General features: G+C 66.9%; 23 protein-coding genes. 6 read left to right on the forward strand and 17 right to left on the reverse strand.

Annotated elements, in window-relative coordinates; genetic code table 11:
* Positions 1 to 12 precede the first annotated feature (12 nt).
* Genes ACJH71_RS07905 through ACJH71_RS07915 form a run of 3 tightly spaced genes read right to left on the reverse strand, consistent with a single transcriptional unit; the run spans position 13 to position 2,286 of the window.
* Positions 13 to 402: a PPOX class F420-dependent oxidoreductase gene (locus tag ACJH71_RS07905; protein ID WP_406757468.1), complete on the reverse strand. Its 390-nt coding sequence runs from the start codon at positions 400 to 402 to the stop codon at positions 13 to 15.
* Positions 399 to 1,538, reverse strand: a complete 1,140-nt coding sequence (locus ACJH71_RS07910) for an FAD-dependent oxidoreductase (protein WP_406757469.1) — start codon at positions 1,536 to 1,538, stop codon at positions 399 to 401. Before ACJH71_RS07910 ends, ACJH71_RS07905 begins: the two co-directional genes overlap by 4 nt.
* A 7-nt stretch (positions 1,539 to 1,545) precedes the next feature.
* Entirely contained in the window at positions 1,546 to 2,286 is a 741-nt protein-coding gene (locus ACJH71_RS07915; RefSeq protein WP_308483749.1) for an acyltransferase, read from the reverse strand.
* A gap of 126 nt (positions 2,287 to 2,412) precedes the next feature.
* On the opposite strand from ACJH71_RS07915, the gene ACJH71_RS07920 reads away from it, so the two are divergent.
* Positions 2,413 to 3,675: a PQQ-binding-like beta-propeller repeat protein gene (locus ACJH71_RS07920; protein ID WP_406757470.1), complete on the forward strand. Its 1,263-nt coding sequence runs from the start codon at positions 2,413 to 2,415 to the stop codon at positions 3,673 to 3,675.
* A gap of 27 nt (positions 3,676 to 3,702) precedes the next feature.
* On the opposite strand, the gene ACJH71_RS07925 is transcribed toward ACJH71_RS07920, so the two are convergent.
* The 9 genes from ACJH71_RS07925 to ACJH71_RS07965 form a co-directional block, all read right to left on the reverse strand.
* Positions 3,703 to 4,401 carry an esterase gene (locus tag ACJH71_RS07925; protein WP_406757471.1) on the reverse strand — a complete coding sequence of 233 codons (699 nt, stop codon included), beginning with the start codon at positions 4,399 to 4,401 and terminating at the stop codon, positions 3,703 to 3,705.
* 76 nt (positions 4,402 to 4,477) lie between these two features.
* Positions 4,478 to 5,692 (reverse strand): THUMP-like domain-containing protein, encoded by a 1,215-nt coding sequence (locus ACJH71_RS07930; protein WP_406757624.1) that lies wholly within the window; start codon positions 5,690 to 5,692, stop codon positions 4,478 to 4,480.
* Positions 5,689 to 6,663 (reverse strand): class I SAM-dependent methyltransferase, encoded by a 975-nt coding sequence (locus tag ACJH71_RS07935; protein WP_406757472.1) that lies wholly within the window; start codon positions 6,661 to 6,663, stop codon positions 5,689 to 5,691. The genes ACJH71_RS07930 and ACJH71_RS07935 overlap by 4 nt, the downstream gene beginning before the upstream one ends.
* Before the next feature lie 34 nt (positions 6,664 to 6,697).
* A complete protein-coding gene (locus tag ACJH71_RS07940; protein WP_406757473.1) occupies positions 6,698 to 7,759 on the reverse strand; it encodes a histidine phosphatase family protein in 1,062 nt (353 codons plus the stop codon).
* Between the two features lie 159 nt (positions 7,760 to 7,918).
* Positions 7,919 to 9,031 (reverse strand): histidine phosphatase family protein, encoded by a 1,113-nt coding sequence (locus ACJH71_RS07945; protein WP_406757474.1) that lies wholly within the window; start codon positions 9,029 to 9,031, stop codon positions 7,919 to 7,921.
* A 141-nt stretch (positions 9,032 to 9,172) separates the two neighbouring features.
* Entirely contained in the window at positions 9,173 to 10,183 is a 1,011-nt protein-coding gene (locus ACJH71_RS07950; protein ID WP_406757475.1) for a histidine phosphatase family protein, read from the reverse strand.
* Between the two features lie 109 nt (positions 10,184 to 10,292).
* On the reverse strand, positions 10,293 to 11,039 hold the full coding sequence (locus ACJH71_RS07955) for an enoyl-CoA hydratase (protein ID WP_406757476.1): 747 nt from the start codon (positions 11,037 to 11,039) through the stop codon (positions 10,293 to 10,295).
* A complete protein-coding gene (locus ACJH71_RS07960) occupies positions 11,036 to 11,854 on the reverse strand; it encodes an NUDIX hydrolase (protein ID WP_406757477.1) in 819 nt (272 codons plus the stop codon). Before ACJH71_RS07960 ends, ACJH71_RS07955 begins: the two co-directional genes overlap by 4 nt.
* Positions 11,851 to 12,723 (reverse strand): ABC transporter ATP-binding protein, encoded by an 873-nt coding sequence (locus ACJH71_RS07965; protein ID WP_406757625.1) that lies wholly within the window; start codon positions 12,721 to 12,723, stop codon positions 11,851 to 11,853. Before ACJH71_RS07965 ends, ACJH71_RS07960 begins: the two co-directional genes overlap by 4 nt.
* Positions 12,724 to 12,869: 146 nt before the next feature.
* Here ACJH71_RS07965 and ACJH71_RS07970 point away from each other — a divergent pair, with 146 nt between their 5' ends.
* Positions 12,870 to 14,255 carry a PE-PPE domain-containing protein gene (locus ACJH71_RS07970; RefSeq protein WP_406757478.1) on the forward strand — a complete coding sequence of 462 codons (1,386 nt, stop codon included), beginning with the start codon at positions 12,870 to 12,872 and terminating at the stop codon, positions 14,253 to 14,255.
* Here the strand turns inward: ACJH71_RS07970 and serB are convergent.
* Entirely contained in the window at positions 14,252 to 15,484 is a 1,233-nt protein-coding gene (gene serB / locus ACJH71_RS07975) for a phosphoserine phosphatase SerB (protein WP_406757479.1), read from the reverse strand. The genes ACJH71_RS07970 and serB overlap by 4 nt on opposite strands.
* Positions 15,485 to 15,536: 52 nt before the next feature.
* A complete protein-coding gene (ctaD, locus tag ACJH71_RS07980) occupies positions 15,537 to 17,261 on the reverse strand; it encodes a cytochrome c oxidase subunit I (protein ID WP_406757626.1) in 1,725 nt (574 codons plus the stop codon).
* Between the two features lie 138 nt (positions 17,262 to 17,399).
* Between ctaD and ACJH71_RS07985 the strand changes: the two genes are divergently transcribed.
* The gene (locus tag ACJH71_RS07985; RefSeq protein ID WP_406757480.1) at positions 17,400 to 18,485 is read left to right on the forward strand and encodes an iron-siderophore ABC transporter substrate-binding protein; all 1,086 of its coding nucleotides are present in this window, start codon (positions 17,400 to 17,402) and stop codon (positions 18,483 to 18,485) included.
* 126 nt (positions 18,486 to 18,611) lie between these two features.
* The gene (locus ACJH71_RS07990) at positions 18,612 to 19,664 is read left to right on the forward strand and encodes an NAD(P)-dependent alcohol dehydrogenase (RefSeq protein WP_406757481.1); all 1,053 of its coding nucleotides are present in this window, start codon (positions 18,612 to 18,614) and stop codon (positions 19,662 to 19,664) included.
* A gap of 95 nt (positions 19,665 to 19,759) precedes the next feature.
* Here ACJH71_RS07990 and ACJH71_RS07995 read toward each other — a convergent pair whose 3' ends face one another.
* Positions 19,760 to 21,013, reverse strand: a complete 1,254-nt coding sequence (locus ACJH71_RS07995; protein WP_406757482.1) for a CynX/NimT family MFS transporter — start codon at positions 21,011 to 21,013, stop codon at positions 19,760 to 19,762.
* A 48-nt stretch (positions 21,014 to 21,061) separates the two neighbouring features.
* On the opposite strand from ACJH71_RS07995, the gene ACJH71_RS08000 reads away from it, so the two are divergent.
* Positions 21,062 to 21,736, forward strand: a complete 675-nt coding sequence (locus ACJH71_RS08000; RefSeq protein ID WP_406757483.1) for a FadR/GntR family transcriptional regulator — start codon at positions 21,062 to 21,064, stop codon at positions 21,734 to 21,736.
* A 5-nt stretch (positions 21,737 to 21,741) separates the two neighbouring features.
* Here ACJH71_RS08000 and ACJH71_RS08005 read toward each other — a convergent pair whose 3' ends face one another.
* Together ACJH71_RS08005 and ACJH71_RS08010 are read right to left on the reverse strand one after the other, a co-directional pair.
* Positions 21,742 to 22,155: a DoxX family protein gene (locus tag ACJH71_RS08005; RefSeq protein ID WP_406757484.1), complete on the reverse strand. Its 414-nt coding sequence runs from the start codon at positions 22,153 to 22,155 to the stop codon at positions 21,742 to 21,744.
* A gap of 194 nt (positions 22,156 to 22,349) precedes the next feature.
* Positions 22,350 to 23,555 (reverse strand): PucR family transcriptional regulator, encoded by a 1,206-nt coding sequence (locus tag ACJH71_RS08010; protein ID WP_406757627.1) that lies wholly within the window; start codon positions 23,553 to 23,555, stop codon positions 22,350 to 22,352.
* A gap of 201 nt (positions 23,556 to 23,756) precedes the next feature.
* On the opposite strand from ACJH71_RS08010, the gene ACJH71_RS08015 reads away from it, so the two are divergent.
* Positions 23,757 to 25,856: a hypothetical protein gene (locus ACJH71_RS08015; RefSeq protein ID WP_406757485.1), complete on the forward strand. Its 2,100-nt coding sequence runs from the start codon at positions 23,757 to 23,759 to the stop codon at positions 25,854 to 25,856.
* The last annotated feature ends 12 nt before the right edge of the window (positions 25,857 to 25,868 follow it).

The following is a 25,868-nucleotide window of genomic DNA, read 5'->3' on the forward strand; positions in this document are numbered from 1 at the left end:
ACTCGAGGCGGGTCAGGCGGCGGTGATTTCCAGGCCGATGTGCACCTTGTCGATTCCACCGCGCACGAGCGAGTGCGGGACGAACCACCAGGCGTGCCACCAGTACCGCTTGATGACGGCGTCGTAGACCCGCCGGGTCTCGGACTTGGGCAGCACTCGGGCCACCGCCTCAACGGGATCGCCTTTGGGCTTGCCGAGTGCGCCGCACTTTTGGATGGTGACCCGCGGAGTGTTCTTGATCCGCTTGGTCTTCCACGACCCGTCGTCGGTGATGACCAAGAGCTTGTCCCCGACGGGCGCCCCCCAGACCGCGGTGGGTTTGGGCTTGCCGTCCTTGGTGAACGTCGTCAGCAGCAGATACTTTTCCCGGTACACATCGGAGAATGCCGGTGTCGTCATCATTCGATTCTGGCAGTTTTCAGCGGATCGTTGGGGCGCACGCCGCGATAGATGCCCCGCCGGACGATCCAGGGAAGCAGCACGCGGTCGATCGACCAGGCCGGGAACCGGAACGCGCGCCCAGAGGGCGCGAACACCTCCAGGCCCTCGGGCCCCGGCCCCAGCACCGAACCCCAACGCCTGGTTGGCGGCCGGTAGTGCCGGAGCGGGCGGCCGGTGAGGGCGGCCCGCACGTTATGGGCCAGCAGGCCGTCGGCCCGGTTGCGGGCCGAGCTGCGCAGCGGGTCGGTCGCCGCGACGTCGCCGATCGCGAACACTGTCGAATGTCCGGGCACCCGCAGGTCGGGCATCACTCGGACGAAGCCGGCCTCGTCGAGCAGCTCGGCCGGCAACCAGTCGGTGTTCGGTCGCACCCGTCCGATCGCCCACAGCACGGCATCGGCCGATGCCGGGTCCTGACCGGTGCTGAAATGAACCGGGTCAGCGGTGATGCGGTCGCAGCAGAACCCCTCGGGCACCAGCGCGCGGTGTTCGGCATGCAGCGCCACACGCGCGTCGACCAACCTGCGTTCGACGGTGTTCCAGACCCGCCGATGGTGCTCACGCAGGGGGCGCTGACCCGGGAAATACAGGGCGACCCGTTTGGCCGGCCAGGTGCGTGCGATGTTGACGGCGCTGCTGACCGCCGCGGCACCACCGCCCACGACGATGACCGATTCGGCGGTGGCCAGTCGACTGTGCGCCTCGGTCAGCTCCGCGGCGACATCGCCGGCCGACTGCGTCGTGGGCTGACGCCAGAAGCCGTTGCTGACTCCGGTCGAGATGATCAGGGCGTCATAGGGCTCGTCGCGGGTGGCGCCGTCGGCGCAAGCGACCCTCAGAGCTCCACCATCGAGATCGACGCCGGTCACCGCGCCGTGCACGGTGCGCACCGCGTCCAGTCGCGCGAATCGGTCGAAGGGCAGCCAGTAGTCCCGCGCCCACTGGTGCGGGCGGGACAGCCGCAGACCGAGCTCTTGACCGCTCACCAGGGCGGGCTTGACCGAAATGCCCACCACGTCGGCGTGCTTGGCCAGCCGGATCGCGGTGAGCACGCCGCTGTCGCCCAGCCCTGCTATGACTACCCGCGGTCGCGTCACCGGCAACTCAGCTCTGGGAGGCCTTCTTACGTTCGATGTCGGCCAGTGCGGCGGCCAGCTCCGCCCGCTCGGCGGCCGAGGTCTCCCAGGCCAGTTTGCGGTTCTTGACCACCTTGGCCGGTGCTCCCACCGCAATCGAGTAGTCGGGGATGACGCCCTTGACCACCGCGTGGGCGCCCAGGACGCAACCACGGCCGACGCTGGTGTCGCGCAGGATGGTGACTTTCGCCGCGATCCAGGTGTCCGGACCGATCCGCACCGGGCTCTTGATGATGCCCTGGTCCTTGATCGGCACGTTGATGTCATCCATCTTGTGGTCGAAGTCGCAGACGTAGCACCAGTCGGCCATCAGCACCGAGTCGCCCAGCTCGATGTCGAGATAGGTGTTGATGACGTTGTCGCGTCCCAACACCACTTTGTCGCCGAATCGCAGCGAGCCCTCGTGTGCCCGGATGGTGTTCTTGTCGCCGATGTGCACCCAGCGGCCGATCTCCATGTGCGACATCTCCGGGGTGGCCTGGATCTCGACACCCTTGCCCAGGAACACCATGCCGCGGGTGATGATGTGCGGGTTGGCCAGCTTGAACTTCAGCAGGCGCCAGTAGCGGACCAGGTACCACGGTGTGTAGGCCCGGTTGGCCAGCACCCAGCGCAGCGAGGCCAGCGTGAGGAACTTGGCCTGGCGCGGGTCCCGCAGCCGCGAACCCCGCCAGCGTTTGTGGATTGGAGCACCCCACATCGTCGTCATGGCCGGAAAGCCTACGCGAGCGCGATCTACCCACGCGCTACCCTCACCTGGACTCGTTCACTGACCGGCCGGGGATTGGGGATTGCCACTGTGTTGCGGCGACGTGGTGTCCTAGCCGGAATCGCAATGATGGCGCTGGCGGGGCTTCTTGGCGGCTGCTCCAACACCGATTCGTGGGTGGATGCCGCGCCCGCGCCGGGCTGGCCCGCCCAGTACGCGGACGCCGCCAACAGCAGTCATACCGCCACCGCGGGAGCCGCCGACCTGCAACTGGACTGGATCCGCTCGGTCAAGGGTGAGCTGGGAGCCCAGCCCGCCCTGGGCGTCCACGGCTGGATGATGCTCAACGCCCAGACCGACTCGGGTTGCTCGCTGATGCAGTGGGAGAACGCCGACCGCGGCCGGCAACGCTGGTGCACACGGCTGCATCAGGGCGGTGGGTTCTTCAGCCCGCTCATCGACGGCTTCGACAACGTCTATGTCGGACAGCCGGGCGCCATGCTGTCGTTCCCGCCCACCCAGTGGATCCGCTGGCGCGCACCGGTGATCGGAATGCCCTCAACGCCGCGGATCCTCGGCGACGGCCAGCTGCTGGTCGTGACCCATCTGGGCCAGGTACTGGTTTTCGATGCGCACCGCGGCGCCGTCGTCGGCACCCCGCTGGACCTGGTGGACGGTGTCGACCCGACCGACTTCCGGCGCGGATTGTCCGACTGCGCCGGCGCGCGGCCCGACTGCCCGGTCGCCGCCGCCCCGGCCTTCTCGCCGGAGAGCAATATCGCGGTGGTGAGCCTGTGGCAGCCGGGCGCCAAGGAGTCCGGCTTGGTCGGCCTCAAATACCACCCGGGCGGCGTCCCACTGCTCACCCAGGAGTGGAGCAGCGACGCCGTCGCGGCCGGGGTATTGGCCAGCCCCGTGCTGTCCGCCGACGGTGAGACGGTCTACGTCAACGGGCGCGACCAACGCCTGTGGGCGATCAATGCCGCCGACGGCAAGGCGAAATGGTCAGTGCCACTGAAGTTCCTGGCCCAAACACCACCGGCGGTGACGCCCGGCGGATTGATCGTCTCGGGCGGTGGCCCCGACACCGAACTGGTCGCCTACGCCGACCGCGGTGACTACGCCGAGCAGGTGTGGCGCCGCGAGGACACCGTGCCGCTGTCCTCATCGAGCCTGGCCGGCAAGGTGGGCTACACCGTGGTCGCGGGCACCAGCCTCGGCCCGGCAGGTTTGTCGCTGCTGGTGTTCGACCCGGCAGACGGCCACACCATCAACAGCTATCCGCTGCCCGAGGCGCGCGGGTTTCCCGTCGGGGTGTCGGTCGGCAATGACCGGCGGGTGGCGGTCGCCACCAGCGCCGGTCAGGTGTTCAGCTTCGCCCCCGCGTAATCGCGACTACTCCCCCAGCGCGATCGCTTAGACGGCCAGCGCCGGGAGTGCCGTGCGCGGCACTTTCACCGAAGTGGCGCCGGAGCTCATCGGCAGCAGCTCGCCGGGTGCGAAATAGAAGATCACCTCGTCGTTGGTGATGGCGAAGTTCTGGTAGTGCGCCGGGTCCATCCCGGAACCCGACGAGATCAGGATGGCCGGCACTCCGGTTTGGCGCTCGAGGTCGCGCTGCACGACCGGAAAGATCACTTCCAGCGGCTTGCTGCCCGGCACGAACAGGGTCTCGAACGTGATCGGCTTGCGCGTCCCCAGGTCGTAGTTGAACGACTGGTACCAGGTGGAGGGCTGCGGGCCGCCGAGGTCTTGGAAGATCTTCAGCACGACGCTCTGGGTGCCTTTGGGGGCTTGACCCGAACGGTGCTGCTCAGATGTGGCATCCATTTCGTACGGCATATCCCGCGACCCGGGTGACTTGGCCACGGTCAAGAACCCGTCGCGGTTCTGCACCAGGTAGTCGGTCAGGGTCTGCTGGTCGGGGTAGTCGACCGGAAACCGCATATCCAGGGTGTAGTTGGCATTGGACGAGTGGACGTGGCATTGCCCGGACTCGAGCGTGCCGCCCAGTTCGGCACAGGGCGACACCGCGCCCGCCGAGGGCACACCCGTCATGCCCAGCCAACTGCCCACCGCACCGCCCGCCACCAGGGCGGCCACCAGAATGCGCATTGTCGGTTTGTCTCGCTTTGTCTCGCCTTGCCGCAGCAAGCAGGAATGGCCCGAAGACGACAGCCTACCGGGCGCCTTAGCGCGACGGACGGCAGACGAACGCAATCGCCCGCGCCGCTGCCCCCGTCCCGATGCGGGTGATCACCACCGACAGGGCCTGCGCCCCGCGCAGCCGCAACCGGCGACGCAGCCCGTCCGGGTCGGCCTGCACGTCGCGTACACCGCGCACCAGGATCTCCAGGGCACCGCAGTCGCGTGCCGTCAACACCTGACGGAGGCGTTTCTCGCTGTAGGCCAGCGACTCGAGCACCTCGAATCCGCGTACCCCGTCCGGCAATTCGTCACCGGAGAGATAGGCGATGTCGGGATCGAGCTGCCACAGCCCATGCCGGGCGCCGTACTGGCGGACCAGACCGGCCCGCACCACCGCACCGTCGGGGTCGATGAGCCAGCGCCCCGCCGGACGCACATCACAGTCGGGCGGGTCGGCGTCGGTGATCTGCTCGTCGCGGTCCAGGATCACCGCCCGGCGGCGCACCCCGGTCTCGGCCAGGGCGGGCGACCACAGACAGGCCTCCCGCACCGAGGCGCGCCACGAGGTGACTTCGATCTCGCCCTGAAATCCGAGCTCCCCCACCTTGTCGAAATCGATTCCGGGAGCGACCTTTACCACCATGTCGCGGTCGCGGTAGACATCCAGCAACCGATCCAGGGCGGGCTGATAGTCGGTCGGGTCGAAACGACGCCGCCCGCCGCCTCGCCGGCCGGGGTCGGCCAACACCACCGTGCCGCGGCTGACCGGCACCAGTGCATCGGCTCGTACAACGCAGTCGACGCCCACGTTGTGGCGCGCCATCGCCAGCCGTACCGAGTCGAGATCACTGCCCAGCAGCCGATCCGCCGGCAGGCCGGCCGCCAGGAAGGCGGCCAGCTCGGTGCCGACCGAGCAGGTCACGTCGTGCACGACGGCACCTGGTGCCGCGGCGGCGATGCGGTGAGCCCGGTGCCGCGCCACCGGGGCGGCACTGGCCTGTTGCAGGGCCTCGTCGGTGAACAGCCACCGCGACGTCTCGGGCAGCTCAGCGAGTTTGGCGGCGGCACGCCGGCGCAGCAGCACGGTCTCCACCAACGCGGGCGCGCGGGTGCCGAAGCGGCCGCGCAGGGCGGTGATGTCGGCGATCCTGCTGGCGTCGGTGAGCGCGAAGCCGCCGACCTCGGCCAGGGCGGTGACCCCGACCGGCGAGCTCAGATAGCCGACGTCGTCGACTTCAAATCTGAAGCCGGCAGTCAGGACGGCTTAACCCCGGTGATCATCAGGTTGTAGAACCAGCCCTTGGGGACCACCCGGCGCCAGATGTTGGAGTCCACCCAGCTCAAGGCCGTCCAGCTGCCGAAGGCGAACCGCGCCCAGCCCCAGCCGAGCTTGCCCGGCGGGACCGTCGACTCGAAGGTCCGGACCGGCCAGCCCAGCATGGCGGCGGTGAACTCTTCGCTGGCGGTCTGCACGTCGACCGCGCCGGCGTTGCTCGCCATCCGCTCCAGGTCGCGCGGCTCGAAGGTGTGCAGGTCCACGATCCACTCGAGTGCGGCGGCGCGCGAGTTCTCGTCGAGCTCTTCCTGCGGTCGGCGCCAGGAGCCCATTCCGGGCAGCTTCATCGCGGCGACCGTGGTCTTCCAGGTCAGGTCGGCCAGCCGGCGGGCATAGAAGTTGCCGACCGTGGTGGGTTCGCCGGCGAAGATGAATCGCCCACCGGGCTTGAGCACCCGGACCACCTCGCGCAGCGACAGTTCGACGTCGGGGATGTGGTGCAGCACCGCATGGCCGACCACCAGGTCGAAGGTGTTGTCCTCGTACGGGATGCCCTCGGCGTCGGCGACCCGCCCGTCGACGTCCAGGCCCAGGGACTGACCGTTGCGGGTGGCGACCTTAACCATGCCCGGCGACAGGTCGGTGACCGAGCCGCGCCGCGCTACGCCGGACTGCATCAGGTTGAGCAGGAAGAATCCCGTGCCGCAGCCCAGTTCCAGCGCCCGGTCGTACAGCGGTGCTTCTCCGGTGCGCTCAGCGGCCGGCACGATCGCATCGAAGCGGCCGCGGGCGTAGTCGATACAGCGCTCGTCGTAGGAGATCGACCACTTCTCGTCGTACTGCTCGGCCTCCCAGTCGTGATAGAGCACCTGAGCGAGCTTGCTGTCGTGCCGGGCGGCCTCCACCTGCTCAGCGGTGGCGTGCGGGTTCGGCGTCGGGTCCGTGCTCGTCATAGTGAGCCAGCCTAACGGCTGGCCCCGCCCCGGGTCAGATCGCTCCCACCAAACCGTCGGCCATCGAGTCGGCGGCTGAGCCGGTGCTGTCGCCCAGGGCGCCGGTGATGGTGTCGATCACCGCTTGCGGGAACGCGGTGAATGCCGCGAGCACGTCGTTAAAGCCGGTCTGCAGCGCGGCGGTGATGTCGGCGGAATCGCCGCCCTGAATGGCCTCCCAGACGTTCCAGGCGGCCACCTGCGGTGCGACGATCAGGTCTCGGACGTCGACGAACAAGCCGGTGAACAGATCCGGGGTCTGCGGGACTGGCGTCCCGTCCCAGCTGACCATCGTCCAGCCGTCAGTGGGGCTGCCCTGCAGGATGGCTTGACCGGCATTGGGTGGCGGCCCCAGCGTCTCGAGCAACTGCTGCAGAAGCAGCAATACGGGCGGGTTCTGCACGTTCATCAATGTCCAGATGGCGATCACTCCGCCGCTGGTGTACGCCACGTCAGCCAGTGGGCCATCGCCGGCAATGGTGTTGGTGTAGATGGTGTCGATGGCGCCGCCGACCTGCTCGTCGAACTGCACGCCGTTGATGCCGCCGAACTCTGGCACCAGTACGAAGCCGAGGACCCACGCTGCCATCGGCGCGAAGTAGCCGATCTCGGTCGTCAGGTCACGTGGTTGGCCTTCGAAGATGCCGGCGCCCACCTCGTTGAGCCCGGCGAGGATCTGCACGTCCATCATCAGCGCCTGCGCCAGCGGGTCCGCTGTCTCCTGGGTCCGGATGAGCTCGGAGGCATAGATGCCGGAGATGCCATTCGGGAACTCGCCCGCAATGGCCTGGGCGACGGCGTTCGCCTGCTGTACCCCTGCCTCGGTGAGCGGAGCACCCGGTGGCAGCGTGCCGAGGATGTTGTTGAGGTCGTCGGTCGATTGGCCGTGCCGCACCAGATCGAGCGTGATCTGCTCGGCATCCGCGGTGAGCTGGATATCGACCACGAGCGCTGCGGCGGGCGGGGACACCACCGGAGTGACGGTGGCGCCCCCGAGCCCGACCAGAGTGATGACGGCGGCTATCCACGTACGGTTGACGACTCGCTGCATGTCCATCCCCCCAGATGGGACGCGGTGTGACCGATATCACATGGTACCCAGGCGGGAGAGAGCTGGGCAATACCCGGCCTTCAGCGAATCACGGGGCCGCCTTCAGGGACAGCGAAGCCGGGTGCGGCGAGTTGCTGCCGCACCCGGCTTCGGCACTGCTGCGGCTTAGATCGCCAGGGCCGCCAGCAGGTCGCCCATCGCATCTGCGGAGCCGGTGCCCGCGGCATCGCCCAGGGAACCGGTGATGGTGTCGATCACGGCTTGCGGGAACTCCACGAGCGCGGAGAACACGTCGCTGAAGCCGGTCTGCAACGCGGCCAAGATGTCGGTGGGGTCGCCGCCCAGAATGGCCTCCCAGACGTGCCAGCCGGCCATCTGCGGCGCGACGATCAGGTCACGGAAGTCGACGAACAACCCGGTGAGCAGGCCCGGGTTCTCCGCGACCTCGGTGCCGTTCCAGCTGACCAGCGTCCAGCCGTCGGTGGGGTTGCCCTCGACCACGACCTGGCCGGTGTTGGGGAGCCCGCGGTCACCCGCCAGCGTCTCCAAGAACAGCCCCCAATCGGGGTTCTTGACGTTCATCATCGTCCACGCCATGATCGCCGCGCCGTGCGAGAACGCCACCTCAGTCCCGGCACTGTCAGGGTCTGCCGTATTGGTGTCGTAGATCGTCTGAATCGCGCCACTGTAGTTGTCCTGGAATGCCATCCCGTTGGGGTTGACGTCCGAGCCCAGCATCGGCACCCAGTAGGCCCCGGTCATCCACGCGATGGTGGGCAGGAGATAGAGCAGTCCGGGGAGGGTGCCGCTCTGCCCTTCCAGCCACCCGGCATTGATCTCGCCGAGCCCGGACAGGATCTGACTCGGGTCGAGCAGCGGGGTCGGACCTCCCGGGATCTGGTCGTAGTTGCTGTTGCCCAGCAGCAACTGCGCCAGCGGCCACGCCGTCTGCTGAGCCCGCAGGAAGTCCGAGGCCCAGACCCGCGCGATGTCGTTGTCGCCGCCGTTGAAGAGGCTGTTCCCGACATCGATGGCCTGCTGCTCACCCAAGTCGGTGAGCGGAGCACCCGGCGGCGTCGTCCCGACGTAGTCCGACACGTTCTCCGTCGATTGCCCGTGCCGGACCAGATCCAGCACGATGTCCGCTGCGGTCAGCTGGATGCTGGACACGGCGACGGTGGGCAAAGGTGCGGCTATCGGAGCCACCGGGGCGACAGCCACGAGGCCGGCGCCGACAAGGGCAACCCCGGCGGTGATCCACGGGCGGGTGTGGTGCATGACCTTCTCCTTCAGCGAGTCGATAGCTTCCGTTACGCTCCGACGCGTAGCGCAATACTTCGCTGAAGGTAATCCCGTGGTTTTCCTATGTCAATGCTTAATCCGCGGAACTCCTGAACCGCCAAAGTCCGGAGCGGCGCGCTAGCCGCCCAGCGCGCCGGTGATGGTTTCGAACACAGCCTGCGGGAACGCGGTGATGGCCCCGAGAACCTGGTCGAACCCGGTCTGCACGGCGGCAGCGATTTCGGCCTGATCCCCGCCCTGCAATGCCTCCAGGATGTGCCAGGTCGCGATCTGCGGCGCAACGTTCAGCTCCCGCCAGTCGACGAACAGACCGGTGAACAGGTCCGGGGTCTGCGACACCTCGTGCCCGCCCCAGCTGACCAGCGTCCAGCCGTCGGTGGGGTTGCCCTCGATCACCACCTGGCCGGTGTTGGCCAGCGGACTGTGGGTGTCGAGCAGTTCGCTGAGGACCAGCCCGAAATCCGGGTTCTTGACGTTCATCAACGTCCAGATCGAGATCGTTCCGGCGTGGGCGAACACCGCGTCATTCAGCGGGTTCGCCGGGTCGGCGACAGTGTTGTTGTAGATGGCGTCGATCGCTTCGGTGACGCGATCGTTGAACGCCACCCCGTTGGGGTCGATCGTTGACCCCAGCATCGGCACCCAGTACTGACCCAAGGCCCACATGAAAGTCGGCAGGGCGTAGGCGATCTCGGTGAGGATGTTGAGATCGTGCCCTTCGAACCATCCCGCGTTGATCTCGTTGAGCCCGGCGAGGACCATGACGTCCATCCCCAACAGATCAGCCAGCGGCTGCGCGGTGTCCTGCGCACGAATGAACTCCGACGCATAGATGCCGGCGAGCCCGCCCGGGTATGCGGCATCGATCAGCGGCGCCACGTCCTCCGCCTGCTGCTGCCCGAGTTCGGTGAGCGGAGCGCCCGGCGGAAGGGTGCCCAAGATGTCCTCGGCGTTGTCCACCGACTGGCCGTGGCGCACCAGGTCGAGCGTGATGTCCTGAGCGGCCAGCAGGATGTCGACCGCGACGGCTCCGGCCTGCGGCATCACGACCGGGCCGGACGCAACGGCGCCCGCGCCCAGCAGGGCGATGGCCGCGGTGGTCCAGGGGCGGATGGCAGGTGACTGCATGATGGATTCCTAACGCCGGGATCGTGGCGGCCTTCGCCGCTGACTGGACGTTAGCTGATAAAAACGTGAAAAGAAACCGTCACTGCCCCAAGTCGTTCTGGCGTGGCGGCTAAGGGCCGTCCCCGGCGGGGCCGATACCGGCGGCGAACAGCTCGCCGTAACGACGTTGGTCCGCGCCGGCCCGATCGGCCGGACGTTCGGTTTCGATCGAGTCGATCGAGGCCTTGGCCGCGGCCAGCGCCTGCGCCGGGGTGCCGATGAAGCGCCGAGCCCAGGCGATCGCGGCGTCGTAGACGCCGTCGGGGGCGACCATGTCGTCGACCAGCCCCAGGGCCAGCGCCTCTTCGGCATCGAAGAACCGGCCGCTGAAGGCCAATTCCTTGGCTCGGCTGGCACCGATGGTGCGGGCCAGGCGAGCCAGTCCGCCGCCGTCGGGAGCGAGGCCGGCCAAGATCTCGGTCGCCCCGAACTTGACGTTGTCGCCGCTGATTCGCCAGTCCGCGGCAAGTGCCAGCGCCAGACCACTGCCCAGCGCGTAGCCGGTGATCGCGGCCACGGTCGGCTTCCCGATTGCCGCCACCGCTTGCACGGCATCGTGGCGCACGCGGGCGAACACCTGTGCCTCTGCCGCGATCAGCGTGCGCAGTTCGGGCACATCGTCACCGGCGCAGAAGATCTCGTGGCCCCCGTACAACACCACGGCGGCGACGTCGTCGCGCGCCGACACCTGGGCCGCGGCCGCGGTGATCTCCCGGTAGACCTGCCGGGTCATGGCGTTGGTCGGTGCCCGTGAGACCACCAGGGTGGCCACCCCGGGTTCCTCGCCCGAGGTGTGCACGGTGACGAATTCGCTCATCCCGGCCAACGCTTCCCGCGCGCGGCGTTGTAGCGGTCGGAATTGAAGAACTCGATCTCCCAGTTGTCCCCTCGGCGAGCCAGGTCCGGCTGCACCACCACGATCTGCCGTTCCACCGCCATGACGGCCTCGATGCTGCGCCCGATGAGTGAATCCAGCTGTGTCCAGGTCGGCGGCAGCAAGAAGCTGTTCCCGGCCGCGAAGTCGTCGATCGCGGCTTCGGGGGTGAGCCAGCCGGCGCGGTCGGATTCGGTGTTCTCGCCATCCGCCCGCTGCCCGACCGGCAGCGCACCCACGAAAAAGTAGGTGTCGTAGCGACGGGTGCGCTCGGCTTCGGGAGTCACCCAGTTCGCCCAGGGCCGCAGCAGCTCGGCATGCATCACCAGATTCTCGGTGCGCAGAAAGTCGGCGAAGGACAGCTCGCCGGCGGTCAGCGCTCGCCGGGATTCGGCGTACACCGACGCATCGGAGACAACCCGGTCGGGATCATCGGCAGGGCCGGCGAACAGTACCCCGGATTCCTCGAAGGTCTCGCGTGCGGCAGCGCACACCAGTGCCGCGGCCAGGTCGACGTCCACTCCGAAACGCCGCGCCCACCACGTCGGGTCCGGCCCGTGCCAGGCGATCTCGGCGCTGCGGTCACGGTCGTCGACCCCACCGCCGGGAAACACCATCACCCCGGCAGCGAACTCCATCGCAGCGTGGCGGCGCATCAGGAACACGTCGAGGCCCGCCCCGCCGGGGGCGTCCTGGCGTACCAACATCACGGTCGCGGCCGGTCGCGTCGGCAACGGTGGTGGCTGGGGTTCGTTCATGCGCGCCTCCGGTGGGCTGCTCGGCTTCGGGTCCGGCGCGCGAAGTAGCGCCCGTCGATGACATCCAGGGAGATCGACTGGCCGAATGTGGCCGAGAGGTTTTCGGCCGTGAGCACATCCTCGAGCAGTCCGGCGGCCACAGCGCGGCCCTCGGCCAGCAGCAGGCAGTGACTGAAGCCGATCGGGATCTCCTCGACGTGGTGGGTGACCAGCACGATCGCCGGGGCGTCGGGGTCAGCGGCCAGGTCCCCCAGGCGCGCCACCAGCTCCTCACGCCCACCCAAGTCCAGGCCGGCCGCCGGCTCGTCGAGCAGTAGCAGCTCCGGATCGGTCATCAGGGCGCGGGCGATCAGCACCCGCTTGCGCTCGCCTTCGGACAACGTCCCGTAGGTGCGATCGGCCAGGTGTTCGGCGCCCAGGCTCTCCAACAGGTCGACCGCCCGCTCGTGGTCGACGGCGTCGTAGCGCTCCCGCCACCGTCCCAGCACCGCGTAGCCGGCCGAGATCACCAGGTCGCTGACCGTTTCCCCGCCCGGGATCCGCTGCGCCAGCGAGGAGGAGCTCAGTCCCACCCGGGCCCGCAGCTCGGTGGTGTCGACGCGGCCCAGCTGTTCGCCCAACACGTAGGCCACACCCGAGGACGGGTGTTCGGTGGCGGCGGCGATCCGCAGCAACGACGTCTTGCCCGCCCCGTTGGGGCCGATGATCACCCAGCGTTCGTCGAGTTCGACCGACCAGTCCAGCGGCCCCACCAGAGAGCGCCCGTCACGGCACAGCGAAATGCCCTCGAAGTGGATCAACAGATCCTGATCGGCCCCGGTTGCGGGAGCGGAACGTCCGGTATCGGGCACGGCCCTATCGTGCCGTATCCCGGCTCCGCGACGACCGACCGGGGTGCCGGTAGCCGGCGCACGTTCCCGGCTGATCTTCTTCGCACCGATGCGGCGTTGTGCTGTTGTAATGTTTGCCGAGGTCGGCCCACACCGGTTCTCAGGCTTTGGTTCAGGGGGCTTCGATGATTCGTCTTCCCAGTGTTCTCGCGGTCGGCCTTGTCGGTGCCGGTTTCATCGCCTCCCCCGCTGCCGCGGATCCCGTCGTCCAAGCGGTGCAGCTCGCCGACGCCGAAGCGCCGCTGGGCGGCGGAACGGCTCTGATCATGGGCGGCAGCGGTATGCCCACCCCGGGGCAGACCTACGCGGACACGGTCAACGAGCTCTACCTGGCCCCGCTGGGCTTCACCGGAACCACCCAGATCATCACCACCCCAGAGGCGCTGTACCCCTTCCTCGGCCCGTTCACCGGCACCTTCGACGAGTCGGCCGCAGAGGGCAGCCAGATCCTGGAGCTCGCGATCCTGCGACAGATCGTCGGCGGGCACGTCGATGCCGAGAACCCCGTGGTGGTGTTCGGGTGGTCGCAGAGCGCGGTGATTTCCTCGTTGCTGATGCAGCAGCTCGCCGACGAGGGTGTGCCCAGCGATTACGTGCACTTCGTGCTGATCGGTGATGAGACCCTGCCCAACGGGGGAATGCTGTCCCGCTTCGATCTGCCCGCCGGTGCCCATCAGGACATCCCGAGCCTCGGGTTGACGTTCAGTGGGCCCCAGCCCAGTGACCTGTTCCCGACCACCGTCTACACCCACGAATACGACGGCTTTGCCGACTTCCCGCAGTACCCGCTCAACTTCTTGTCCACCCTCAACGCCGTCATGGGCATCTTCTTCGAGCACGTGACCTACCTGGGCCTGGATCCCGAGGAGATCGCGAATGCGGTGCAGCTGCCAACCTCGTCCGATGACGTCCTGACCGACTACTACATGATTCCGGCCGGCACCTTGCCCCTGCTCGCGCCGCTGGAAGCGCTGCCGTTCGTCGGCCCGCCGATGGTCGACCTGCTGCAACCTGCCCTGGAAGTGCTAGTGAACCTGGGCTACGGCAACATCGAGCACGGCTGGAGCCCCGGGTTCGCCGATGTACCCACGGGAATCGGCTTCTTACCGGACCTCAGTGTCCTGCAACAGGTTCCGCAGGCCCTGTTCGACGGCGTGCAGAAGGGCATCACCGACGCCTTCAACACTTTGATGGATCCGGCCAACTACGTCTATTCGTTGCCAGACTGGGCTGAACAGCTACTCAAGACCGCACAGGCCGTCGAAGGGGGCGATAGCTCGCTGCTGTCCTTCGTGCCCACCACCTGGCAGGACCTCTTCGAAACGTTCCCGCCGCACACCGGTTTCCCGCCGCTGGACATGCTCAGCGCAGTGCTGTTCACCCTGCCCCAGTACAACTACGACGTGTTCATGTCCGAGCTCGCCGACGGCAACGTGCTGGACGCGATCGGGATCCCGCTTGCCGCTGACATCGGGCTACTCCCGTTGATCGTGCTCGGCGCCCTGTTCTAGACCGGCGGAATCTCGACCCGGCGCAGCACACCGTCGTGTGCGTCGGCGGCCTCGATCTCAGCGCGGGTGACCCCGAGCAAGAACAGCACCGTGTCCAGGTACGGGTAGCTCAGCGAGGCATCGGCCACCTCACGCAACGCCGGCTTGGCGTTGAAAGCCACACCCAGGCCCGCCGTGGACAGCATGTCGATGTCATTGGCGCCGTCGCCGACCGCCACGGTCTGCTCCAGCGACACCCCCACCTGGGAGGCGAACTCCCGCAACGACTCGGCCTTGCCGGCCCGGTCCACCACCGGACCGATCACCCGGCCGGTGAGTTTGCCGTCGACGATCTCGAGTTCGTTGGCCGCCACGAAGTCCAGCTGCAGCTCAGCCGCCAGCGGCTCGATCACCTGCCGGAAACCGCCGGACACCACCCCGCATTTGAAGCCGAGGCGGCGAAGCGTGCGCACCGTGGTGCGAGCGCCGGGAGTCAGCTCGATCTGTGCGGCGACCTCGTCGACGACGCTGGCGGGCAGACCCGCGAGGGTGGAAACCCGGTGGTGTAGCGACTCGGCGAAGTCGAGTTCGCCGCGCATCGCGGCCTCGGTGATCGCGGCGACCGCGTCCCCGGCGCCGGCCCGATCGGCGAGCATCTCGATGACTTCACCCTGGATCAGGGTGGAGTCGACGTCGAAGACGATCAGGCGCTTGGTTCGGCGCGACAGGCTGGCGTCTTGGAACGCGACGTCGACCTGCTGTTCCGCGGCGACTTTGCTCAACGCGGACTGCAACTGGCCGGCGGCGCCTTCCGGCACCGAAACCCGCAGTTCCAGCCCGGTCACCGGGTAGTCCGAAACGCCGCGGATCATGTCGATGTTGGCGTCGATCTCCGCGATCTCGTGTGCCAGTGCGCCCAGTGCGGTGGCGGCCACCGGCCGTCCCAGGACCACGATCCGGTGCGTGGAGGGTGCCGCGATGATCGGCGCGTCGTCGCTGCGTTCGATCGTGACATCCAGCCCCACGCCGCGAATCGCGGTGGTGACCTCATCGGCGAACGCTGTCCCGTCGGCGACCTTCGGCTCTACGGAGACCAGCACACCGAGCGTGAGCCGACCGCGAACCACGACCTGCTCGACGTTGAGCAACTCCACCTGGTAGCGCGACAGCACCTCGAAGAGGGCCGACGTCACGCCGGGCTGATCGACGCCGGTGACGGTGATCAGCACCGGCACCTTGGGCGTGCTCACCCGCGGCGGGCGCCCGGCTCGACCGGGCGCCGCCTCTCCCCCGACAGGCTCATCAAGCGTTTGCGGGTTCGTACAGCTCGTCACCGGGGTGACGGCCGACGTGCGCCTCGGCCCGCAGTCGATCGATCATGTGCGGGTAGTGCAGCTCGAAAGCCGGACGCTCCGAACGGATCCGGGGCAGCTCGGTGAAGTTGTGCCGCGGCGGCGGGCAGCTGGTCGCCCACTCCAGGGAGTTGCCGTAGCCCCACGGGTCGTCGACGGTGACGACCTCGCCGTACCGCCAGCTCTTGAACACGTTCCAGGTGAAGGCGATCATCGACGAGCCCAGGATGAAGGCGCCCACGGTCGAAACGATGTTGAACGCGGTGAAGCCGTCGGTGGGCAGGTAGTCGGCGTAACGACGCGGCATACCCATGTTGCCCAGCCAGTGCTGGATCAGGAACGTGGTGTGGAAGCCGATGAAGGTCAACCAGAAGTGCAGCTTCCCGAGCCGCTCGTCGAGCAGCCGGCCGGTCATCTTCGGGAACCAGAAGTAGATCCCGGAGAACGTCGCGAACACGATGGTGCCGAACAGCACGTAGTGGAAGTGCGCGATCAGGAAGTAGCTGTCGCTGACGTGGAAGTCCAGCGGCGGGCTGGCCAGCATGACACCGGTCAGACCACCAGCCAGGAACGTGACGATGAAGCCCAGCGCGAACAGCATCGGCGTCTCGAAGGTCAGCTGGCCCCGCCACAGGGTGCCGATCCAGTTGAAGAACTTCAGACCGGTCGGGATGGCGATCATCAGGGTCAGCAGCGAGAAGAACGGCAGCAGCACCGCACCGGTGGCGAACATGTGGTGCGCCCACACCGCGGTCGACAGTCCGGCGATGCTCAGCGTCGCGTACACCAGGGTGACGTAGCCGAAGATCGGCTTGCGCGCGAAGACCGGGAACACTTCGCTGACGATGCCGAAGAACGGCAGCGCGATGATGTACACCTCGGGGTGGCCGAAGAACCAGAACAGGTGCTGCCACAACAACACACCGCCGTTGGCGGAGTCATAGACGTGCCCGCCGAGGTGACGGTCGACGGCCAAGCCGAACAGCGCCGCGGTCAGCAACGGGAAGACGATCAGCACCAGGATCGAGGTGACCAGGATGTTCCAGGTGAAGATCGGCAGCCGGAACATCGTCATGCCCGGGGCACGCATGCAGGCCACCGTGGTGATCATGTTCACCGCGCCGAGGATGGTGCCCAGACCACCGACGGCCAGGCCCATGATCCACAGGTCGCCACCGGCGCCCGGGGAGTGCACCGCGTCGCTCAACGGGGTGTAGGCGGTCCAGCCGAAGTCGGCGGCGCCGCCGGGGGTGATGAAGCCCGCCAGAGCGATGGTCGCACCGAACAGGAACAGCCAGAACGAGAACGCGTTGAGGCGCGGGAAGGCCACATCCGGGGCGCCGATCTGCAGCGGCAGCACCAGGTTGGAGAACCCGAACACGATCGGGGTGGCGTAGAACAGCAGCATCACCGTGCCGTGCATGGTGAACAGCTGGTTGAACTGCTCGTTGGACAGGAACTGCAGGCCCGGCACCGCCAGCTCGGTGCGCATGAGCAGGGCGAGCAGGCCGCCGATGAAGAAGAAGGCCATACAGGCGACGCAGTACATGATGCCGATCAGCTTGTGATCGGTGGTGGTGATCATCTTGTACAGCAGGCTGCCCTTGGGGCCCGTCAACGCAGGGAAGGGCCGACTGGCCTCGAGTTCTGCGCGAGGGGGTGCTTCGGCGGTCAAGATTCCTCCAAACATGGGCATCCCGGGAAACTTGGTCGAATCCTAACCCCGAGCGTCGCCCGGTCGGTATAGGCCTCCTACAAACTGTCGTATTCGTCTCCTCGAGGGGTGTACCGCCGTGGGTGTTAACGTCACGGCGTGACCAGGGTGGACCGGCGGGCGGCGTCCGCAGTAGCGCTTTCCGTGACCTTGCTCACGGCCGCCGGATGCGCGGGCGATGCGACGGAAACCGCCCCGACCTCGATCTCCACTACGACGACGATGGTCGCCGGCGCCGGCGTGCTCGGCAACGATCGACGCCCCGACGAGTCCTGCGCGGCGGAGCCGGCGCACCCGGACCCCGGTCCCTCGATGCGCTGGGCCCATAACGCGGCCGAGGTGGAGCCGCCCACCGTCGAAGTTCCCGAGCAGGCCGAGCGCATCGTGGTGCTCTCCGGCGACCAGCTCGACACGCTGTGCGCCCTCGGGCTGCAGTCCCGCGTGGTCGGAGCCGCTGTACCGGACAGCGCGGACAAGCAACCGTCTTACCTGGGTGCCGTGGTGCACGGTGTCCCATCAGTGGGCTCGGCCAGCAACCCCGATACCGATGCCATCGCCGCCTTGCACCCGGATCTGATCCTGGGCGCGCAGGGCCTGACGCCCGGGTATGCGGAGCTGGCCGCGATCGCCCCGACCGTGTTCACCGGTACACCCGGCTCGGCATGGGAGGACAACGTGCGCGGTGTGGGCGCCGCGACCGCGCGCACCGACGCCGCCGACGAGGTGCTGGAGAAGTTCAGCGCATATGCAACCGAAACCCGCGAGGTCAGCGACGCCACCCACTTCCAGGTGTCGGTCGTGGCGCTCACCGACGACAGCGTGCGGGTGTACGGGTCCGCCGGCTTCGCCGCCAGCGTGCTCAGGGCCGTCGGGGTGGACCGGCCACCGTTGCAGCGTTTCACCGATCGGCCCTACCTCGAGATCCCAGCTAACGATGCCGATCTGGCCGGCCGGGCGGACTTCTCCGCGGCCGACGGCGACATCGTCTACGTCTCCCTTGCCACACCGGCGGCTAAGGCGCGGGCAGCCACGGTGTTCGACAGTGTCGCCTGGCGCCGGCTGGCGGCCAACCGCGACAGCCGGGTGTTCGTCGTCAACAACGAGGTGTGGCAGAGCGGGCAGGGACCAGTCGCCGCACGCGGCGTGGTCGAGGATCTGCACTGGGTCAACGCGCCGATCAACTGAACCGGCACCCCCACTCCCGACGCCCGCGGTGACCGATCTCACCCCATTGGGACAGACATGGCAGCAAATAACTTTGCTAAGCTATGTTTTTACGTGTCGACGTATATCTGAAGAGGAATCTCCACTATGAGCACCGTTTCCGCTTACGCCGCGACCGCGCCCGACGCCCCGCTGAGCAAGACCACCATCACTCGCCGGGACCCCGGTCCGCACGATGTCGTGTTCGACATCGCCTTTGCCGGCATCTGTCACTCCGACATCCACACCGTCAGGGCCGAATGGGGACGTCCGCAATATCCGCTGGTTCCCGGCCACGAGATCGCCGGAGTGGTCACCACCGTCGGTTCCGAGGTGACGAAGTTCAAGGTGGGCGACCGTGTCGGCGTCGGCTGCTTCGTCGACTCCTGCCGCGAGTGCGCCAATTGCAAGGCCGGGGTTGAGCAATACTGCACCGGCGGCGGCATGGTCGGCACCTATGCCGGCGTCGGCCGCGATGGGCAGCCCACCCAGGGCGGCTACAGCGGCGCGATCGTCGTCGACGAGAGCTACGTGTTGAGCATCCCGGACGAGATTCCCCTGGACGCCGCCGCTCCCCTGCTCTGCGCCGGCGTGACCACCTATTCGCCGCTGCGGCACTGGAATGTCGGTCCCGGCAAGCGGATTGCCGTCGTTGGCCTGGGCGGCCTGGGACACATGGCCGTCAAGCTGGGGGTGGCGATGGGCGCCGAGGTGACGGTGCTGTCGCAGTCGTTGAAGAAGATGGAGGACGGCCTGCGACTGGGGGCCGAGCACTACCACGCCACCAGCGATCGACAGACGTTCAAGGACCTGCGCGACAAGTTCGACGTCATCTTGAACACCGTCTCGGCCAGCCTGGACCTGGGCGCATATCTGAACCTGCTCACCCTGGACGGCACGCTGGTCGAGTTGGGCATGCCCGAACACGCCCTGACGGTGCCGCCGAGTCCGCTGGTTCGGATGCGGCGCAGCGTGACAGGCTCGTTGATCGGCGGAATCGCCGAGACCCAGGAGATGCTGAACTTCTGTGCCGAGCACGGCGTGCGCCCCGAGATCGAGGTCATCGAACCGGACTACATCAACACCGCTTACGAGCGCGTGCTGGCATCTGACGTGCGCTACCGCTTCGTCATCGACACCGAGTCGTTGCGGACCGCCTAGCACCCAGCGTTCGCGTCCACCTCGCCGAGCGTGCACTGAGACCGAAAAAGTCGCGAAATCCCCGGTCTGAGTACACGTTCGACGAGGGACCGGGCTCAGACGTAGCGGTTGCGCCCGGCCAGGGCGCCCGCCAGTGTCTGCACCAGGTAGACGGCGAGCATCATGAGCCACGGCACGGTCCATCCACCACTGACGTGGTGCAACAGACCGAACATGAACGGGCCGACGCCGGCGAGCAGATAGCCGAAACCTTGCGCCATCCCCGACAGGCTCGCGGTGTCCTGCGCGTCGCGGGCTCGCAGCGCAATCACAGTGAGCGCCAACGAGAACACGCTCATCCCCAGGCCCACCAGCACGCTCCAGAGCAGCGGCGCGGCCGCCGGCGCGATCAGCAGACCGAGCATTCCGGAGATGCCGAGCACCCCCAGTCCGACAATCCATCCGCTTTGGCTGTCGCTGCGGGCCGCCAGCGGCGAGACGATCAGGCTGATCGGCACCGCGATCAGCGAGATCAGGCCGAGCAGTAGGCCCGCGCGCGTTTCGCTGGTGCCGTTCTCGATCAGCACCTCGGGTAGCCAGCCCATCACCACGTAGGCGAGGAACGACTGCGTGCCGAAGAACAGTGTGACGGTCCAGGCCAGCTTGCTGCGCAGCAGCGAGCGGCCCTTGGTCGTCGCCGCGGGTGCGGCGGCACCGGGCCGGTCGAATCCGCGGGCCCCCACCACCCATGCCGCCAGTGCCAGCAGCGCCAGCGCACTCCACGCGCCCAGGGCCGAGCGCCAGCCGCCCAGGGCGTCATCGAGCACCGGGGTGACCGCGGAGCCCAAAGCTCCTCCCCCTTGGAGTGCCGCGGTGTAGATCCCGGTCATCAGGCCGACCTGCGCCGGGAAGGATCCTCGGATGATCACCGGGATCAGCACGTTGATCAACGCGATTCCGGCGGTCGCCACCAGTGTTCCGCCGAGGACCACGAGGGGTCCGTCGCAGACCCGGATCAGCAGTCCCGCAATGAGTATGAGCAACGCCGCGGAAACGGTGCGGCCCAGTCCGATCCGCCGCGACAACCACGGCGCGGCCAGCCCCGCCGCGGCGAAGCACAGACCGGGCAACGTGGTCAGGACACCGGCCCAGGTGTCCGAGGCGCCCAATGCGCCACGCATCTCCGGCAGCAGCGGCCCCACGCTGGTGATCGCAGGGCGCAGGTTCAGCGCGGTCAAGACCACCGCGACGGTCAGGAGTGCACCGCCGGCCGCCATCGTCGCCGGCCGGAACTCGGCCGCACCCTCGAGTTCCAGTTCAAGGTCGTGCTCGTACTGGCCGAGTCTGTCGTTGCGGGCGGTGCGGGTCACCTAACGTAGAATGGCATACATCCCATGATTGGATGAAGGGAGGAAGCTGTGCCGTTGGTCACCACTCGCCGCACCGGCTTGGTAGATCAGGTGATTGAACAGCTTCGCGCCTCGGTGACCGGCGGGGAATGGCCGGTCGATACGCGAATCCCCACCGAGCCAGAGCTCGCCGACGCGCTGGGCGTCGGCCGCAATACAGTGCGTGAGGCGGTCCGGGCGCTGGCCCACAGCGGCATCCTGGAGGTCCGCCAGGGCGATGGCACCTACGTGCGCGCCACCAGCGAGGTGTCCGGCGCGGTGCGCCGACTGTGCGGCCAGCAGCTGCGCGACGTCCTACAGGTGCGGCGTTGCCTGGAGGTGGAAGGGGCGCGCCTGGCCGCCGCCGCCCGCACCGACGAGGACCTGGCCGAGCTGCGCACCCTGTTGGATCGCCGCGACGGCCACCAGCAGCAAGGCCGACACGAAGACTTTGTCCGGGCCGACACCGATTTCCATCTTGCGGTGGTGCGCTGCTCACACAATCCGGTGTTGACCGAGTTGTACTGCGGGCTCACCGAGGCGCTGATGGCCAGTGTGGCCACGACGAGCACAAAACCGGTGCAGGCGGACCAGATCCGGCACCGCGGCCTGGTGGACGCGATCGCCGCGGCCGACGTCGAGGCGGCCGGGCGTGAGGCGGGCGGATTCCTTGACGAGCTGCTGGAGCAGCTCCCGCCGCGATGAGCCGCTCAGTCGCGCCGAAGTCCGAGCACCCGTAGCAGTTCCGGCCGGCGCAGGATCAGCCCGATCCACATCAGCACGCCGACATACACCCCGGACAGCACGAAGCCGGCCAACGGTTTGTCGGCATGCAGGTTGATCGTTACCGCCCCGCCCAGATAGGCCGTCAGACCCAGCGCGCCCAGCACCGCGGTGCGCGGAATCAGGAAGACGGCCAGGCACACCAGCAGAACCCAGCCGATCACCGCGGTCTTGTCCGGAGAAAAGCCGAGCGCCTCGGTGCCCTCCCGGGCAAACGACACACCCAGAATCTTCGGGATGGCATCGAACGCGAAGAACAGCCCCAGCAGGGCGGTGATCGCGGCTCCGGTGATCCACGCCCGGGAACGACGCGGCGTGGTGGCGTCGGCGTTTGTCGTCATCATGCGCTCCTTGCATCCGAAGGTCAGTGTGCTGCGATGGGTTCCTCTGCGCGGACGAAACCGCCCTGACCGCAACACTAAGCTTTCTGCCGCGCCAAGGCGGGCGCCACGACCGCGGAATCCACCGAATCGCGCGGACGCGCCGACGGATCGCGGCCCTCGAGCAACTCCTGTGCGTACAACAGCCTTCGAAGTCATCGCGCAGCGGCCACACTCCCGGAGTTGCGCCAGCGCAAAGCTTCCAATGCCACCGCGACATGCACGACGGCGACTTCCAGCGGTTGTGGCAACAGTTCATCGGCGCGAACGAGCCTGCGGTCCACCGTGTTTCGATGTGTGAACAGACGTTCGGCGGTTCGTGCGGCATTGCACTTCTCCTGTATGAAGGTGAGGACCGTCCGCTGCAACTCGGGATCTGCTGACTCGAAATCGCCGAGTGTGCGTTTGATGAAGCGGTCTACCTGATCAGGATCGGCGGTGATCAGCGAGATGAGCTGGGCATCGGTGAAGCTGGCGATCCGCTGGATTGATCCGAGCCGCGTCATTACCCGCTGAGTCGTGATGGCGTCGAGATGGCTGCGCCGGAAGCCGGCGATTCCCGCCGCCGTCGAACCGATCGCGATCCGAACACCGGGCAGTTGACTCATCGCGGCGGCCACCCCGGCCAAGTCGACATCGTCGTTGCCTTGCAACCACACCCATCGGGTATCAGCGCTGGCCAACACCGACAACGACCGACGCTCGTGCCAGGCGTGTATCAGCAATTCCCTGGCCCGATCGAGGTCGGAGAGCTCGACGTTCGACTCGTCGCCCCAGATCACAGCTGCAGTGTGGTTCTGCTCAAGGTTGTAGCCCAGCCGCTTCTCGGCGAGCTGGGAGGTGATCGGCGCTCCGTCGAGGATCAGCGCGACCGTCTCCCGACGTTCAGCGTGCGTTCCGCGGGTAAGTTCGTCGCGTTCTATCTCCATCTGGCGATGGACCTCGACGATCGTCGCACTCAGGAACGAATTGATCGAGCGTTCGGAAACATCGAACAGTTCCCGAATCTCCTCAGGGTCGGATGTCAGCCGGAAAACAATGCGCATCCACAACCGAACCGCCACCCGCTCCGCCATCCGGTAGGTCTCCACGACCGCCACGTTGTCCAGCCCGTGACGAACCAGGTAGCGGGCGAGCGCGAGCGTCTCCGCACCGAGATTGGGTGGCACCGGCTCGCCGGGGTGGCTGATATTGGCCGCCGCCCAGTGCAGCTGGTTTGACCGGTTGCTTCTGGCAATCACCTCGGCGGCAAGCGGATCCCCAGCCATTGCCTGCATGTAATCCGGCGACAGCGTCATCATGTTCACGTCGGCGACCCACGTCTGCTGAGTTTCGACGGCCAGCTTCGCGGCCTCGCGCATCAGCTCCCGGACCCGTCCCGACAGCGGCTCTTCGCTCACCCGGACAGCATATCGACACAGGTTAATTACTCACTACTACGGCGTGCGGTTGGGTGCATATCTCACCTTGCTGGCCTTCCTTCCAGCCGACATACTTCAACCACCAGAAGCCCTTCTTGGTTGACATTTACTCGGCTGACCACCGTTACTCGGGAGAATCACATGTTGCACTTTGGACTGACGCCGTGGACACCTCGCACCTTGGCCGGTGGCCGGGAAGGCGTGGCCTTGGTCGGCGAAGCGGGCTTGTCTGCGGCGCCCGGTCAGGGCGTCGACCCGGCCGCGGAATCGGGCCGGTCTCGGCGTCGCGGACACCGGTTTGCTCGAGCAGTCGGCGTAGCGACCACTGCGACGGTCGGCGCGTTGGCAACGGCAGTGGTTGTCCCCCAGGCTGCGGCAGGGCCGGCCGTGGCCACTCCGGTGAGACTGCTGTCGGATTCGTTGCAGAGCGCGATCAACGAGATACTAAGCGCACAACAACAAGTCGCGACCAGCGTTAGCCAGCTCCCATGGGTTACGCCGTATGACGTCGCGCATCAACTGGGGCCGTATACGCAAATGGTGGCCAACACCATGCTCGCCAGCATCCTGAACATCGAAAACGCGACCCGCGGATTCGACTCGAACGGCCAGATAGCTCCGACCCCGTGGGGTGCCCCCGCCGCCGATCCGTTTCAAATGCAGAACTTTGCGAGTGCCGACAACATTTACATGGGACTCGCCACCGGAGATAAAACCTGGACAGTCACCGTTTACCCCGGTCAGGGCAGCCAGGATATGCTTTTCTCACCGATGGTCGGTGACGGTGTTACGACCAGCTACCTTACGGCCAGAACCGATGATTTCGCCGGATTCACGCCCAACGCCGATGGCAGCTACACCATTATTCTGAGTCCCACCGAGCACGCCGGCAACTGGGTCGATACGCAAGGCTCCGTGTCAACGCTGATCCGTGACACTGTCGGCGACTGGGGGATGATGCACAATACCCTCCGGGTCCACGAAGTCGGTGCGTCCGGATATACGATGCCCGTGTTGTCGACGGACAACATCACGTCAATTCTGCAGACCCTTGGTGCCAACTTCGTTTACCAGAATTCGACGCCCACCTATATCGGGCTGCCGAATGCGATGGCGCAGATTCCGTTCAATACCGTGACAACGCCCGCGCCATCTCAGCCAGGAGTCATCGGTCCGGCGGTCGTCGGCCAAATCAACAGCATGGGCCGCTTTCAGCTTGAGCCCGACCAGGCTCTCATCATCAAAGTGGCCGACGTTCCCGGCCGCTACAGCAGCGCGGAGATCGGCTCCGCATTGAACAACGTCGGCTCACAGCCGGGGTGGGCGACCAGCGTCGGCCAGATCAACGACGCCCAGGCGTTCCATAGTTCCGATGGATTCACCTACTACGTCATCAGCGCTAAGGACCCGGGTGTCGCGAACTGGCTTGATACCAATGGGGCTTCCAACGGCGACATTGCTTTGCGATGGCAGGGCGCGGAGGTCAGCTCCATCTCCCGACCGACGTTCGAAGTCGTGTCGATCGACGACGTCAAGGACTACCTGCCGGTTGACACGCCCACCGTCAGCCTCGCGGAACGTGCCGTTGAGCTCCAGAACCACCTGCTGGAATACGGCTACAAGATCAACCAGTATCACGACAGTGGTTGGGTGACGCAGAACCTCGAGATCGATCAGATCAAAGCCGCGATCGGCACCGAGCAGTTCGACGCGATATTCGGCACTCAATTGAACGTGCCATCGGTGCTGGACCGGATGGTGGATCCGATGCTGATGGCCGACCCGGCCACCGTCATTCACGACTTACTAACCACCGATCCCGGCGATACGTTCTCGGCAATCGTGCAGAATATGCCCACGCTGCTGCAGGATATCCAGATGCCCGTGGTTTTGGCGGCGTTGAGGTTGGCCATGCTGCTTGGCAGCGACCCAGGATTTTCAGGCCTGACGACCGGGCTGGGAACGTGGTTGGAGTCGACGTTTACCGACCCGGCCACCAGCATCACTGCCGGTTTTCTCAACGCGCGCGACGACCTGAGCGTTGTGCTCATGAACGCGGACAAGTACTCCGCACTGTCATTCGGCGACCTCTCGCTGGTATCGGACCGGCTGTCCGATTTGCACGAGTCCGTGTCGAACATGCTGGCCGCGGGATTGGCGCATGCCTTGGGTGTTGGCGATAGCAGCGCGGTATTCGACTTCAGCGACGGCACCGCCCTGACCGGCTTGGATCTCTGGTGAGATCCCGGCCGG

Source organism: Mycobacterium sp. SMC-15, from assembly GCF_045310925.1.
Taxonomy (GTDB): domain Bacteria; phylum Actinomycetota; class Actinomycetes; order Mycobacteriales; family Mycobacteriaceae; genus Mycobacterium.